The organism is Streptomyces sp. NRRL F-5727, from assembly GCF_000719555.1.
Classification (GTDB): Bacteria; Actinomycetota; Actinomycetes; order Streptomycetales; family Streptomycetaceae; genus Streptomyces.
In genome coordinates this window covers 40,928-55,547 of the sequence record NZ_JOGX01000042.1, presented here as the reverse complement: position 1 = coordinate 55,547, position 14,620 = coordinate 40,928, and the positions used below count along the sequence as shown (strand labels likewise).

The 14,620-nt window shown below is 72.6% G+C and carries 8 protein-coding genes; 1 reads left to right on the top strand and 7 read right to left on the bottom strand.

Annotation, left to right across the window (positions count from 1 at the left end; all coding sequences use genetic code 11):
* Positions 1-469 precede the first annotated feature (469 nt).
* The 6 genes from obgE to IF73_RS0125310 form a co-directional block, all read right to left on the bottom strand.
* The gene (gene obgE, locus IF73_RS0125335) at positions 470-1,909 is read right to left on the bottom strand and encodes a GTPase ObgE (protein ID WP_031011971.1); all 1,440 of its coding nucleotides are present in this window, start codon (positions 1,907-1,909) and stop codon (positions 470-472) included.
* 125 nt (positions 1,910-2,034) lie between these two features.
* Positions 2,035-2,289 carry a 50S ribosomal protein L27 gene (gene rpmA / locus IF73_RS0125330; protein ID WP_030494090.1) on the bottom strand — a complete coding sequence of 85 codons (255 nt, stop codon included), beginning with the start codon at positions 2,287-2,289 and terminating at the stop codon, positions 2,035-2,037.
* Positions 2,290-2,303: 14 nt separating this feature from the next.
* Entirely contained in the window at positions 2,304-2,624 is a 321-nt protein-coding gene (gene rplU / locus IF73_RS0125325) for a 50S ribosomal protein L21 (protein ID WP_030494089.1), read from the bottom strand.
* Between the two features lie 257 nt (positions 2,625-2,881).
* Positions 2,882-6,664, bottom strand: coding sequence for an Rne/Rng family ribonuclease (locus IF73_RS0125320; RefSeq protein WP_037880426.1), 3,783 nt, complete (start codon positions 6,662-6,664; stop codon positions 2,882-2,884).
* A 232-nt stretch (positions 6,665-6,896) separates the two neighbouring features.
* Positions 6,897-7,676 carry a TIGR03936 family radical SAM-associated protein gene (locus IF73_RS0125315; protein ID WP_031011966.1) on the bottom strand — a complete coding sequence of 260 codons (780 nt, stop codon included), beginning with the start codon at positions 7,674-7,676 and terminating at the stop codon, positions 6,897-6,899.
* A gap of 254 nt (positions 7,677-7,930) precedes the next feature.
* Positions 7,931-8,566 carry a hypothetical protein gene (locus IF73_RS0125310; protein ID WP_158822142.1) on the bottom strand — a complete coding sequence of 212 codons (636 nt, stop codon included), beginning with the start codon at positions 8,564-8,566 and terminating at the stop codon, positions 7,931-7,933.
* A 244-nt stretch (positions 8,567-8,810) separates the two neighbouring features.
* Between IF73_RS0125310 and IF73_RS0125305 the strand changes: the two genes are divergently transcribed.
* Positions 8,811-10,811 carry a glycosyltransferase gene (locus IF73_RS0125305; RefSeq protein WP_051717287.1) on the top strand — a complete coding sequence of 667 codons (2,001 nt, stop codon included), beginning with the start codon at positions 8,811-8,813 and terminating at the stop codon, positions 10,809-10,811.
* Between the two features lie 96 nt (positions 10,812-10,907).
* Here the strand turns inward: IF73_RS0125305 and IF73_RS0125300 are convergent, their stop codons facing one another.
* A complete protein-coding gene (locus tag IF73_RS0125300; RefSeq protein WP_031011960.1) occupies positions 10,908-14,504 on the bottom strand; it encodes a bifunctional glycosyltransferase/CDP-glycerol:glycerophosphate glycerophosphotransferase in 3,597 nt (1,198 codons plus the stop codon).
* Positions 14,505-14,620 lie beyond the last annotated feature (116 nt).

The window sequence follows — 14,620 nt, the reverse complement described above, 5'->3', positions numbered from 1 at the left end:
TCGGGAACCCCCGGTGGCTTCGGCCGCCGGGGGTTTCGCCGTGTTCGGGACGGCGGGGCCTTTGGTCTCCCCCCCCGCCGGCCCAACCCCCCTGGGGGCGGGGACGGAGTTATAAAGGCCGGGCCCCCGCCCGAGCCGGTCCCGCCGACCGCGCCACGCGGACGACCGCCGCCGACGGCAGGCGGTCCGCCCAGGCGTGAGCCGGAGCGCACGCGGGCGGATGCGCCGACGCGCCCCTCCGCGCGAATCTCACCCGATAGTGGGACCGCCCCGCCGTCCCGAACACGGCGAAACCCCCGGCGGCCGAAGCCACCGGGGGTTCCCGAGCTCGTCAGAACGGGCGACCCGCTCCCCCGTCAGAACGGGTTGAACTCGTCGTACTCGCGGTCATCGCTCGGCCCCTGCGGGCCTCACAGGCTTCGGGCGGCTGCGCCGGACTCCGTCCGCCGACCGGGGCGAGCGGCGCCCGCTAGAACGGGTTGAACTCGTCGTACTCGCGGTCCGCGTCGTCGCGCGCCGCGTCGCGGTCGCGGCGGCGCTGGGCGGCCGGGCGCGGGGCTTCGAGACGGTGGTCCTCGCCTCGGCGGCCGAGCATCTCCGCGCCGGCCACGAGGGTGGGCTCCCAGTCGAAGACGACCGCGTTCTCCTCGGAGCCGATGGCGACGCCGTCGCCGGCGCGGGCGCCGGCCTTCATCAGCTCGTCCTCGACGCCGAGGCGGTTGAGCCGGTCGGCGAGGTAGCCGACGGCCTCGTCGTTGTTGAAGTCGGTCTGGCGGACCCAGCGCTCCGGCTTCTCGCCGCGCACCCGGTACACGTCCTCCTGCTCGTCGTACGTGACGGTGAAGCCGGCGTCGTCGACGGCCTTCGGGCGGATGACGATGCGGGTCGCCTCCTCCTTCGGCTTCGCGGCGCGGGCCTGCGCGACGATCTCGGCGAGGGCGAAGGAGAGCTCCTTCAGGCCGGTGCGGGCGACCGCGGAGACCTCGAAGACGCGGTAGCCGCGCTCCTCCAGGTCCGGGCGGATCATGTCCGCGAGGTCCTGGCCGTCCGGGATGTCGATCTTGTTGAGGACGACGATGCGCGGACGGTCGTCGAGGCCGCCGTACTGCTTCAGCTCCTCCTCGATGACGTCGAGGTCGGTCACCGGGTCGCGGTCGGACTCCAGCGTCGCCGTGTCGAGGACGTGGACGAGGACCGAGCAGCGCTCGACGTGGCGCAGGAACTCCAGGCCCAGGCCGCGGCCCTGGCTGGCGCCGGGGATGAGGCCGGGGACGTCGGCGATGGTGTAGACGGTCGAGCCGGCCGTCACCACGCCGAGGTTCGGGACCAGGGTCGTGAAGGGGTAGTCCGCGATCTTCGGCTTGGCGGCCGAGAGGACGGAGATCAGCGAGGACTTGCCGGCGCTGGGGTAGCCGACGAGCGCCACGTCGGCGACGGTCTTGAGCTCCAGGACGATGTCCTGCAGGTCGCCGGGCTCGCCGAGCAGCGCGAAGCCGGGGGCCTTGCGGCGGGCGGAGGAGAGCGCCGCGTTGCCGAGGCCGCCGCGGCCGCCCTGTGCGGCGACGTACGTCGTGCCGTGGCCGACGAGGTCCGCGAGGACGTTGCCCTTCTTGTCCAGGACGACGGTGCCGTCGGGCACGTACAGGACGAGGTCCTGGCCGTCCTTGCCGGCGCGGTTGCCGCCCTCGCCGGGCTTGCCGTTGGTGGCCTTGCGGTGCGGCGAGTGGTGGTACTCGAGGAGCGTGGTGACGGACTGGTCGACGACCAGGCTCACGTCACCGCCGCGGCCGCCGTTGCCGCCGTCCGGGCCGCCGAGCGGCTTGAACTTCTCGCGATGGACGGAGGCGCAGCCGTGGCCCCCGTTACCCGCGGCGACGTGCAGCTCGACGCGGTCCACGAAGGTGGTCATGGTTCTGTGCCTCCAGAAGAGCGAAGTACGGGAAAGCTATGTGCGGGAATGTCTATCTAGTAACACGCGAAAGGCGGACCCTCTTCCCTGCCGGGAAGTGAGGTCCGCCTCCGCAAAGCGTCCGATCAGGCGACCGGGACGATGTTCACGACCTTGCGGCCACGGAAGGTGCCGAACTGCACCGAACCGGCCTGCAGGGCGAACAGCGTGTCGTCGCCACCGCGACCGACACCCGAGCCCGGGTGGAAGTGGGTGCCGCGCTGGCGGACCAGGATCTCACCCGCGTTGACGACCTGACCGCCGAAGCGCTTCACGCCGAGCCGCTGGGCGTTGGAATCGCGACCGTTCCGGGTGGACGATGCGCCCTTCTTGTGTGCCATTGCTCAGTCCCTCTTTACTTCGCGGCCGTCGGGATGGACGTGACCTTGATCGCCGTGTACTGCTGACGGTGACCCTGGCGACGGCGGTAGCCGGTCTTGTTCTTGTAGCGCAGGATGTCGATCTTGGCGCCCTTGGTGTGGTCCACGACCTCGGCCTGGACCTTGATGCCGGCCAGGACCCACGGGTCGCTGGTCACGGCGTCGCCGTCGACGACGAGCAGGGTCGAGAGCTCGACCGTGTCGCCCGGCTTGGCGGTGGAAATCTTGTCAACCTCAACGATGTCGCCGACAGCAACCTTGTGCTGGCGACCACCGCTGCGCACGATGGCGTACACGCGGATCTCTCTCTCACTCGGTAATGGGGACCTCTGACGCCAGCCGCCCACGCGCGGGCCTGGGGCCCACGGCGATCCGGATCGGACGAGCGGCCTCTCCCGGCGAGCGGGAGGGGGGTGCTCAGAGGCGCGGCACGTCATAGACACGCCGACGGTCTAGGTTACGGGCGGCTGCCACAGAGGGTCAAATTCGCCCGTGCGGGTGCGGACCGCCCCGGCGGACCCCCCGGGAGGGGTCCGCCGGGGCGGGAACCGGCTCAGTCCTGGGCCGGGGCCGCGGTCTTCTTGGCCGGGGCCTTCTTGGCCGCGGTCTTCTTCGCCGCCGTCTTCTTGGCCGCCGTCTTCTTGGTGGCGGCCTTCTTGGCGGTGGCCTTCTTCGCCGTCTTCCGGGCGGTCTTCTTGGCCGCCGGGGCGGCCTCGGTCTCCTCCGCGGCCGGCTCGGGCGCCTCGGCCGGGGCGGCCGTGGCCACCACGATCTCGGCGGCCTCGGCACCGGCGGGGGCACCAGCCGGGGCGGTGGCCTTGCGGACCACCCGGCGGCGGGCGCGCGGCGCGGCGGCCACGGGGGCCTCCTCGGCGGCGGGCTCGGCGGCCGGCTCGGCGACCGGCTCGGGCGCGGCCTCCACGACCGGCTCCGGCGCCGGTACGGCCTCCGGCTCCGCGACCGCGACGACCGTCTCGGCCTCGGCGGCCGGCTCGGACGTCGAGACGACCGGCGAGGTCGCCCGGCGGGTGGCGCGGCGGCGGGTACGCGGCGCGGGCGCCGCCTCCACCGTCTCCTCTGCGACCGGCTCGGCCACCGGGGCCTCGGCGGCCGGGACCGGCTCGGCCTCGGCGACCGGCTCCACGACGGGCTCGGCGATCGGCGTCGGGACCACCGGCGCGGTCACCTTGCGGGTGACGCGGCGGCGGCCACGGCCGCGGGTCGCGGCGGCCTCGGCCTCGGCGACGGAGCCGTACAGCTCCTCGTCCGGGGCGATCGGGACCGGCACGGCCACCGGGGCGGCGAGCTCGGCCGCGACCTCGGCCTCGGTCTCCGCCGGGGCCTCGGCCTCGACGGTCTCGTGGGCGTGCTCGTGCACGTGCTCGTCGCCGCCGCGGCCGCGCTTCTTCGAGCGCTTGCCGCCACCGCCGCCGCCGTGCGTGGCCGGCTGCTCCATGTGGACGATGACACCGCGGCCGTTGCAGTGGACGCAGGTCTCGGAGAAGGACTCCAGGAGGCCCTGGCCGACCCGCTTGCGGGTCATCTGCACCAGGCCGAGCGAGGTGACCTCGGCCACCTGGTGCTTGGTCCGGTCGCGGCCCAGGCACTCCAGGAGGCGGCGGAGCACCAGGTCGCGGTTGGACTCCAGGACCATGTCGATGAAGTCGATGACGACGATGCCGCCGAGGTCGCGCAGCCGCAGCTGGCGGACGATCTCCTCGGCCGCCTCCAGGTTGTTCCTGGTGACGGTCTCCTCCAGGTTGCCGCCCTGGCCGGTGAACTTGCCGGTGTTGACGTCGACGACGATCATCGCCTCGGTCTTGTCGATCACCAGCGAGCCGCCGGACGGCAGCCAGACCTTCCGGTCGAGCGCCTTCATCAGCTGCTCGTCGATCCGGTAGGTGGCGAAGACGTCGACCTCGCTGGTCCACCGCTGGAGGCGGTCGGCCAGGTCGGGGGCGACGTGCGAGACGTAGCCGTGGATGGTCTCCCAGGCGTCGTCGCCGCTCACGATGACCTTGGAGAAGTCCTCGTTGAAGATGTCGCGGACGACGCGGACGGTCATGTCCGGCTCGCCGTAGAGCAGGCTCGGCGCGGAGGTCGAGATCTGGCTCGCCTTCTTCTGGATGTCGGCCCACTGCGCCTGGAGGCGCTCGACGTCGCGGCGCAGCTCGTCCTCGCTCGCGCCCTCGGCGGCGGTGCGCACGATGACGCCCGCGTCCTCGGGGACGATCTTCTTGAGGATGGTCTTCAGCCGGGCGCGCTCGGTGTCCGGGAGCTTGCGGCTGATGCCGGTCATCGAGCCCTCGGGGACGTACACGAGGTAGCGGCCCGGGAGGGAGACCTGGCTGGTGAGGCGGGCGCCCTTGTGGCCGATCGGGTCCTTGGTGACCTGCACCAGGACCGACTGGCCGGACTTGAGGGCGGACTCGATGCGGCGCGGGCCGTTGCCCATGCCGAGCGCCTCGAAGTTGACCTCGCCGGCGTACAGGACGGCGTTGCGGCCCTTGCCGATGTCGACGAAGGCGGCCTCCATGGACGGCAGCACGTTCTGGACCTTGCCCAGGTAGACGTTGCCGACGTACGAGGTGGCCTGCTCCTTGTTGACGTAGTGCTCGACGAGCACGTTGTCTTCCAGGACGCCGATCTGGGTGCGCTCGCCGTTCTGGCGGACGACCATGACGCGCTCGACGGCCTCGCGGCGGGCGAGGAACTCGGCCTCGGTGATGATCGGGACGCGGCGGCGGCCCTGCTCGCGGCCCTCGCGGCGGCGCTGCTTCTTGGCCTCCAGGCGGGTGGAGCCCTTGATGGACTGGACCTCGTCGGACGGCTCGGCCTTCTCGCGGGCCGGGCGGGGCTCGCGGACCTTGACGACCGTGCGGACGCCGTCCTCGTCGGCGGCCTCGGCCTCGCCGGCGGCGTCACCGCTGCGGCGGCGACGGCGACGGCGGCGGCGGGAGCTGCTGGAGCCGGCGAAGCCGGACTCGTCCTCGGACTCCTCCGCCTCCTCGGCCTCCGTGTCGTCCTCGGCGTGGAGCTCGTCGGACTCGTCGGTCTCCTCGGACTCCTCCGTCTCGGCGGACTCGCCGCGACGGCGGCGCCGGCCACCGCGACGGCGGCGGCGGGACGGGCGGTCGCCGTACTCGTCGGTCTCCTCCGCCTCCTCGGCCTCCTCCGCCTCGGCCTCGTCGGCGACGTGCTCGACCTCGGGCTCGTCGGCGACGGTGGTCGGGACGGGCTCGACGGCGACGGGCTCGCCGCGGCGGCGACGGCGGCGGCGCGAACCGGTCTCGGCGCGCTCGGCGGGCTCGACGGCCTCGACCGTCTCGACGACGGTCTCCTCCTCCGGCTCCTCCTCGTCGACCTCGGCGGCAGCGGCGGCGGCGAAGGCGGCGGTCTCCGGCGTCTGGAACATCGGCTCGGCGAAGACCGGTGCCTGGAAGACGGCGACGGCCGGGCGCTCGACGCGGCGGCGGCGCGGGGCCTCCTCGGCGGTGGGCGGCTCGGAGGTGAACTGCGGCGTGCTGACGACCCGGCGGCGGCCACGGCCACGGGTGGCGGCGGCCTCGGCGGCGGCGACGTCGGCACCGTGGGAGGCGATCTCCTCGACGGTGTCCTCGGGCAGCGACTCGCCGGAGGTCGGCGCGGCGAGCTCGGCCGCGACGTCCGGGGTGACCTCGGGGGTGGCGGTGCGGCGGGTGGCGCGGCGGCGGGTGCGGGCCGGGGCGGCCTCGGGCTCGGCGGCCGGGGTCTCGGCGGCGGGGGCCTCCACGGCGGCCTCGGCGGCGGGCTCCTCGGCCGGGGCCGGGGAGGTGACCGGTGCGCTGGCGCGACGGGTCGCGCGGCGGCGGGTGCGGGCCGGAGCGGCCTCCGGCTCGGCGGCCGGGATCTCGGCGGCGGCCTCGGGCTCGGCGGTCGCGGCGGGCTCCTCGGCAGCGGCCGGGGAGGTCACGGGCGCGGTGGCCTTGCGGGTGGCGCGGCGACGGGTGCGGGCCGGAGCGGCCTCGGCCTCGGCGGCCGGGGCCTCGGCGGCGGGCTCCTCGACCGGAGCCGCAGCCGGAGCCGCGGCGGTGTCCGCGGCGGCCGGGGCGGCCGTCTTGCGGGTCGCGCGGCGGCGGGTGCGGGCCGGGGCGGCCTCCGGCTCGGCGGCCGGGGCCTCGGCGGCGGGGGCCACGGTGGGCTCCACGATCTCCGCGGCGGCCTCGGCGGTCTCGCCGGCGGTCACCGGCGGGCCGGCGGGCCGGGAGGCGGCGCGGCGCCGGCGGCGCGGCGGCAGCTTGTCGCCGGGGGCGTTGCCGTTGTTGGTCTCGTTGGTCTCGTTGGTGTCTTCGAGCATGCGGGCGGTTCTCCCGTCACGCTCCCGGGCGCCGCGTCGGATTCCGGTGGGCGGCACGGACGCGCTTCGTGCGCGGTGCCGCCGTCCGGGGCGCGGGCGCCGCACGGGAGCTGAATGTCTGGCTCGCCGGTTCCGTACGCCCGATGCGTACGGCCTGGCGAAAGTCTCCTGGTCAGTGCGCTGCCCGACCCAGGTGGCTCCCGAGTGCCAGGGCTGCGCTCGACTCCGTCCCCTACGCGGGGCCTGCCTCCGGCGCCGTCGCCGGGGCGGTCGCGGCGGCCGTGGGTGCTGCGGCCGTGACTGCCTCGCGGTCGGGCGCGAGCGGGTCGGTCACCGTGCCGGACTCCTCGTCGAAGAGCCCCTGCGCCAGCCTGGTCACCGCTGCGGGGACCGGCGGCGCCAGGTCGGCCACAGCTCGGAGACCGGACAGGACGTCGTCGGGTCGCACGGCGGGTGTCACGTGCCGAACGACCAGCCGCAGTATCGCACAGGCATCGTCGGCGGGCCTATCACCCTGGGGACGGTCCGCGACGAGCTCGACGACGGCGGAGCGGGTGTCGAAGGTTCGGATGCCGTTCTTGGTCTTGCGCTGCACCTCCACCGTCTCCGCGGCAAGGAAGGCTTCGGCGGCCTTGCGGGCGTCGTCGACGGCGACGCCGTCGAGCCGGAGCTCCCAGACGGAGGCGGTGAGCCGGTCGGCGAGGCCGGAGGTGCGGGCCTCGACGGCGTCGGTGATGTCGAGGCCGGCCGGGAGGGACTCGTCGAGCAGGGCCCGCAGGGTCTCCGGGTCGCGGCGCTCGGTGAGGGCGATCTCCAGAAACTCGGCCTCGGAGCCCGTACCCGTGGGGGCGGCGTTGGCGTACGACACCTTGGGGTGCGGGGTGAAGCCGGCCGAGTACGCCATGGGCACCTCGGCGCGGCGCAGGGCGCGCTCGAAGGCGCGCTGGAAGTCGCGGTGGCTGGTGAACCGGAGGCGGCCGCGCTTGGTGTAGCGCAGACGGATGCGCTGCACCGCCGGTGCGGGCGGCGGGCCTTCGGGCTGTCGCTTGCCCAGTGGTTCTTCTCCTCGGTGCGGGGCGGGCGCGGGTGGCGCTCCGCCCGGAAGCTCTTGGGCGTCCCGTGGGCTCCTGCCCGGATCACCCCCGCCGGGGGCGGGGAGATCTCGGGGGCGGGCGCCGCACCGGGGACGTCTCCTTTACTACCCAGAGTACGCGCCCGGCCCACCTCGGGTTCCCCGGCGGCCCGCCGGGTTCGCGGACGGGCAGGTCAGCGGGGGCCGCCGAAGAGGGCGGCGCGCACCTCGCGGGCGGCGGCGCGGACGGCGCGGCCGGCGGCGGCGACGGGTCCCCACACCCAGGTGCGCAGCCAGTGGCCGACGGGGGTGAGGATCGCCCGGTACACCCAGGCGAGGGGCCGGCCGACCGCGTTCCACAGCACCCAGCGGACCGCCCGGCCGACAGCCCGGGAGATCTCGCCGGCGATCCGCCAGGCCCAGGCGAGGATCGCGCCGACGAAGCGGCAGACGGGGCCGAGCGCGTACCGCCAGAGCCAGCGGAGCGGGGTGACGACGAGCAGGTCGACGACCCACCAGAGGGCCTTGGCGACGGGGACGAGGATCCACTCCCACAGCCATCGGAGGGGGACGACGAGGAGGTGGTGGAGCAGCCAGGCGAGGGCTCGGCCGATCGGGGCGAGGACCCACTCCCACAGCCATCGGAGGGGAATGACGACGAGGTGGTGGAGCAGCCAGGCGAGACCTCGGCAGACCGGGGCGAGGATCCAGCGCCAGAGCTGCCGGAGGCACCAGGCGAGCGCGTCCCAGACCAGCCGCACGGGCAGGACGACGACGAGGGCGACGGCGCGCGCCACTCCCGTGAGGCAGCCCGGGTTTTCCGTGTTCATGCCCAGAACGACGTGGCGGGGCGGTCGGCGGGTTTCCCGTTCGCCCGGACGAGACCAAGGCGTTACGGGGCGGATACCGCCCGTTCGCCGTAGGGTGCGGACGGACCCACCCCGCTTCCGGGCCGAGGACCCGTAACCTAAGGTGCGTCAACCTCGTGCTCGACGCACGTGCCGCAAGCCCCCGCCCGGGGGTCCCCCCTCTTCGCAGACATCGAGGCTCGGCGTGAAAATATCCTTCCTCCTGGTGGACCGCTGCCACATCGGCGGTGTGGTGAGCGCGATCCACAACCTGGCCGGGGCGCTCGTGGAACACCACGAGGTCGAGCTGGTCGCCCTCCGCCGCAACCGCGACCAGGCGTTCTTCCCGCTGGACCCCCGGGTGAAGACCATCGCGCTCTCCGACTACCGGAAGCACTCCCACACGTACGACGGCGACGACCCGCAGCTCGAGGTCTTCCCGCACATCTACCCGAACGAGCCCACGGACAAGAAGCCGTGGATCGGCCGGCTGGCCGAGAAGCGGCTGATGGAGTACCTGGCCACCACCGACGCCGACGTCGTGGTCAGCAACAACCCCAAGATCACCATCATGCTGGCCTACTCGGACCGCGACTTCCTCAAGGTCGCGATGGAGCACTCGCGGCCCGCGCGGTACGGCAGCCACATCCGCGACGCCCTCTTCCGGGACGCGTACCCGAAGATGGACGCGATCACCGCGCCGACGCCGGACGAGTGCCGGACCATCGCCGGGGTCGTCCCCGCCGTGAGCCACCTGCTCTCCCCCATGCCGAACTGCATCCCGGCCCACCAGGGCCAGATGTCCACCGGCGACAACAAGATCGTCGTCACGGCCGGCCTGCTCAAGCCGCACAAGGGCTTCGGCGACCTCATCGAGGCGTTCTCCACCGTGGCGCCCCGCCACCCGGACTGGAGCCTGCGGATCTACGGCTCCGGCCCCGAGCGCGCCAACCTGCGCAAGAAGATCGACGAGACCGACAGCAACAACCAGATCTTCCTGATGGGCCCGGCCACCCCGGTCACCCCGGAGTTCGCCAAGGCGTCCATCTTCGTCCTCCCGTCCCACCTGGAGGCGTTCGGCAACGTCACCGTCGAGGCGATGGCGGCCGGCCTCCCGGCGGTCTGCTACGACGCCCCGCACGGCCCGCGCAACATCATCAGGCAGGGCGAGGACGGCTACGTCGTCCCGCTCGGCGACAAGGAAGCGCTCGCCGAGCACATCGAGAAGCTGATCGCCGACGAGGACCTGCGCCGGAAGATGGCCGCCGCCGCGGTGGCCAACGTGGTCCGCTTCCAGGAGGCCGAGACCGCCGCCCGCTTCGAGCAGCTCGTCGAGACCATGCGCGCCCGCCGGGCCATCCCCCGGACGGCCGCCGCCGTGGTGAGCCCGCAGGGCGACGTCCGGGTCCGGGTCGAGGGGCTGCCCGCCGACAGCGACGCCCGGCTGGTCTGCAAGGACATCCGCAAGAAGGCCGACGAGGTCGTCGTCCCCTTCGTCGGCGACGAGGCGCTGGTCCCCGCGCTCGGCAAGCTCGTCGAGGGCGACTGGGAGCTCCAGATCCGCGCCGCCGGCTACGACCTGCCGCTCCGCTCGGCCGGCTGCGACACCCTCCAGATCCTCTCGCTGAAGCTGCCCCGCACCGAGGGCCCCGCGCTCTCCCTGCTGCTGCCGCACACCCACACCGACGGCACCCTCCGGGTGCAGAGCCGGGTCCGCGCCCAGCACGTCGAGGTCGCGGCCATCAAGGCCGGCGCCAGCTCGATCGTCGTCGAGGCGGCGGCCTGGGGCGTCCAGCCCGGCAAGGGCAGCGTGATCGAGGCCGTCCACCGCAAGGAGGCCGACAAGAACTTCACCTTCCCGGTGAAGGCCGGCGCCGACGGGCGCTTCACCGCCTCCCTGGACAACGCCGCCGCGGCCCGCCTGCACCAGCCCGGCGCCGAGGACGTCTGGGACCTGTGGCTGCTGCCCGACCAGAACTCGCCCCGGATCCGCGTCTGCAAGCTCGCCACCGACGTGCTCGTCCCGATGGACGTCTTCACCTTCCCGTACCCGGTGGTGAAGACGTCCGGCGCCCCCGTCCCGGCCTCCGTCGACACCAAGCCGAAGAGCGGCTGGCGCAACCGCCTCGCGTCGGTGCCGACCGCCGTCGCCGGCGCCCGGCACGAGCTGCGCCCGTACTTCTCCAGCAACGGACAGCTCTCCCTGAAGATCATCGACAAGAAGTGACCGACGGGACGTAGCCCGCGCGGCACACACGAAGGAGCCCCGGTCCGCCACTGCGGACCGGGGCTCCTCCACTTCCACCCCCGGGGGGGGCGACCGCTACAGCGGCGCGCCCTCCTCGGCGATCTTGAACATCAGGTCGGCGACACGGCCGGCCGCGTGGCCGTCGTCCAGGTCGCAGAACTGGTGGTGGAACTCGTCGTACTTCTCCTGGTACGCGGCCTGCACCTCGTCGATCTCCCGGATCGCCGTGAGCAGGTCGTCCGAGGTCTCCACCAGCGGGCCCGGCGCGTCGTTCTCGAAGTCGAAGTAGAAGCCCCGCAGACGGTCGCGGTAGTGCTCCAGGTCGTACGTGAAGAACAGCATCGGGCGGCGCAGGTGCGCGTAGTCGAACATGACCGACGAGTAGTCCGTGATCATGATGTCGGCCGCCAGGTACAGGTCCGCGATGTCCGGGTACTCGGAGACGTCGTAGACGAAGCCGTTCCCGGCGCCCGGGATGCTGTCCACGATGTTCGAGTGACGACGGATCAGGAAGACGTGGTCGTCACCGAGGCGACGGCGGGCGTCCTCCAGGTCCACCCGCAGGTCGAACTTGAACTGGCCGCGGGCGTGCGACAGGTCGTCGCGCCAGGTCGGCGCGTACAGCACGACCTTCTTGTCCGCGGGCAGGCCCAGCTTCGCCTTCACCTCGGCCGCGCGCTCGTCGCGGTCCTCGGCGTACAGGTAGTCGTTGCGCGGGTAGCCCGTCTCCGCGATCAGGCCGTTGTAGCCCATGGCCCGCTTGAGGATCGGGGTGGAGAAGCGGTTCGACGAGACCAGGACGTTCCAGCTCTCGGCTTCCTTGACCAGACGCTCGTGGTAGTTCGGGTCGAACTTCGGCGCGTCGATGTCCAGGCCGATCTTCTTCAGCATCGTGCCGTGCCAGGTCTGCACGATCACCTGGCCCGCGCGACGGCGGATCCAGTGCGGCAGGTGGGCGTTGGTGATGATGTACCGCGAACGGGCCAGCGCCTCGTACCACTCACGGCCCTGGAAACGGACCGCCTGCACCGTGTCGGGCAGCTCGACCTGGCCGTCGCGGACCAGCCACAGGTGCTCGACGTCCGCGCCCCGGCGCAGCAGCTCCTCGTGGATGGCGCGCGGGCTGTCCGAGTACTGCTTGCCGTTGTAGCTGATGTACAGCACCGAGTCGCGCAGCGGCAGCTCGCGGCCCTTCTCGTACACCTCCTGGCGCAGCTGGTACTGACGGTTGTCGCCGCGCTCCAGCGGGGACAGGTCCGGCAGGCAGTTGAGCTGCGGGTGGTCCTGCCAGTGGACCTCCAGGCGGTTCTCCCGCCCGTTGTACGTGCTCTCCAGCGGGAACTGGGTGACGGCCAGCCGGTCGACGACGAGCGGCAGCGCCGGCGCGTCCTCCCCCGCCTCCAGGCGGAAGACCCAGCGGCCGGCCTTCAGCGGCAGACCGCCGCCGGTGCCGGACATCGTCGACGGGCGGAAGGTCGCCTCGAAGGTGCCGTCCGCGGCGAGGCTCAGCGGCACGGTCCGCTCGTCGAAGCGGTTCTTGGCGCTGACGACCAGCTGGTAGTCGGCCAGGTCCACCGGCGCGGTGCCGCGGATCAGGAAGGTGCCGTCGGTGGTCGCGATCCCGGTGATCTTGGCGCGCAGCGGGCGGCCGGCGAACTTCAGGTAGCCGTTGGTGCCGGAGAGCACCGCCACCTCGTTCAGCGGGGCGTCCTCGCCGAAGGCGTCGGTGAGCCGCACCTGGAGGTCGGCCAGACCGTCCCGGACCACGACCCGGTGACGGCGCGGCTTCTCCTCGCCCTGCTGGAGCTGGAGCTGGGTGCTCCAGTTGCGGCGCATGGTCTTGGCCGGGTCGGCGCCCGCCGTGTCGGCGGTCTCCAGGTGCTCCGGCAGCAGCGCCACGTCCTTCAGCGGGACGCGGATCCGCAGCTCGGTGCGGTCACCGGCGGCGGACACGATCTCGGCGGGGACGAGGAACGCCTCGCCGCTGCTCTGGTTGATGATCCGCAGCGAGACCTCGACGCCCGGGGCGACCGCCTCGCGCAGCAGACCGTCGACGACGATCGCGTCCCCGTCCGGCGCGAAGCCGGTGACCGTGAACGGCACCTTCTCGACGCGCAGCTTCAGCGCGGCGCGGCGCAGCTCCGGCACGATCCGGTGGGTCTCGTCGAGCCAGTGCGGCTGCGGGTAGGCGGTGTGGTCGGAGCCGTACGAGTGGACCGAGCGGGACCGCACCAGACCACCGGAGAGCACGCGCATGCCGACGTGCCAGAGACCCTCCTGCCACTGCCCGCCCTTGCGGAAGCGGGACAGGTCGATCTCGGTCTCCCAGCCGGCCCAGTCGAAGCTGTGACCGCGGTTCTTCCAGCCGGCGGCCGTGGTGGCGTCCTCGGTCTGGAGGTTCTTCAGCGGGATCAGCATCCGCCGCTGGGTGCCGTCCTTCTTCAGCTGGAGCAGCTTCACCACGGACCGCTTGCCGCTCTGGTCGACCCGGTCGATCCAGGCGTGGCCGGCCAGCCGCAGCTTGCCGCCGGGCAGCCACTCCAGCTCCCGCAGCGGCGAGCGCAGCTGCAGGTCCTGGTCCATCCGGAGGACCTTCTTCGGCAGCTGCGTGGACTCCAGGAACGGGTACTTCGCGTACCGGCGGAAGGAGCCGTCGAGCTCGACCGGCTCACCGATCCGCTCGGCCTCGATGAAGGCCAGGAGCTCGGCCAGGGCGTGCTTGCGGACCAGCAGCCACTTGACGCGCAGCGCGGTGGGCAGCGTCTTGACCGTCTTCAGGTCGATCTGGTCGAGGAACTTGTTGGCCGCGGTCATGAACTCCGCGCGGTACTCCTCGTCGCCGTCGGGCAGCACGTTGAGGAAGATGCGCAGGTCACCGGTGAGCACGGTCCGGTCGTACTCGCGCTTCAGCTCCTCGGCACCCGGCTCGGTGCGCGCGGCGAGGAAGCGGCTGACGCTCTCCACCGCGGAGGCGCGGTCGCGGGCGGCCTTCGGCTCGGTGCGGCGCTGGGTGATCGACGGGGCGGCCTCGCCCTCGCGCAGACGCCAGTAGTACGTGGTCTCGCTGATGATGTCGACGGACTCGGCGAGGTACTGCGCCGGGACGATCACCGGGGTGTCCTCGTACAGCACGCCCTCGGGGAAGCGCAGCCCGTGCTGCTCCCAGAAGTCGCGGCGGAAGACCTTGTTGCAGGCGATCCGGTCGGTGAGCAGCGCGCGCTTCCGGCTGACGTGCGTCTTCTTGACCGCGCCCCGGGAGAGGAAGCGGTGCATCGGGGACTGCCAGATCCGGGTGGAGTTGATGTGCTCCACGTTGCCCGTGGCGAAGGAGGAGCCCGTCTCGTCGAGGGTCTCGATCATCAGCCGGTAGGCGTCCGGCGGGATCAGGTCGTCGCTGTCGACGAAGGCGATGAACTCGGCCTCCGGCGCCAGGCTGTCCAGACCGGTGTTACGGGCGGCGCCCAGGCCGGCGTTCTCCTTCCGGATGAGCCGGAAGCGGTCGTCCTTCGCCGCGAACTCCGCCGCGATCTCGTGGGACTCGTCGGTCGACCCGTCGTCCACCATGATCACTTCCAGGTCCTGGAAGGTCTGCACGGCGAGCGAGTTCAGGCAGGCGGGCAGGTAGTACGCCACGTTGTATATCGGGACGATGACGCTGAGCCTGGGAGCCATGTAGTTCTGCGTTCCTTTCCGGTTCAGACCCGCTCGACAGGCTCGAGCGTCTGAGTGGGTGACGGGGCGTGCTATCGGTTTTTCCAGCGGACCGATGGGAGGTCTCCCCCGACCGA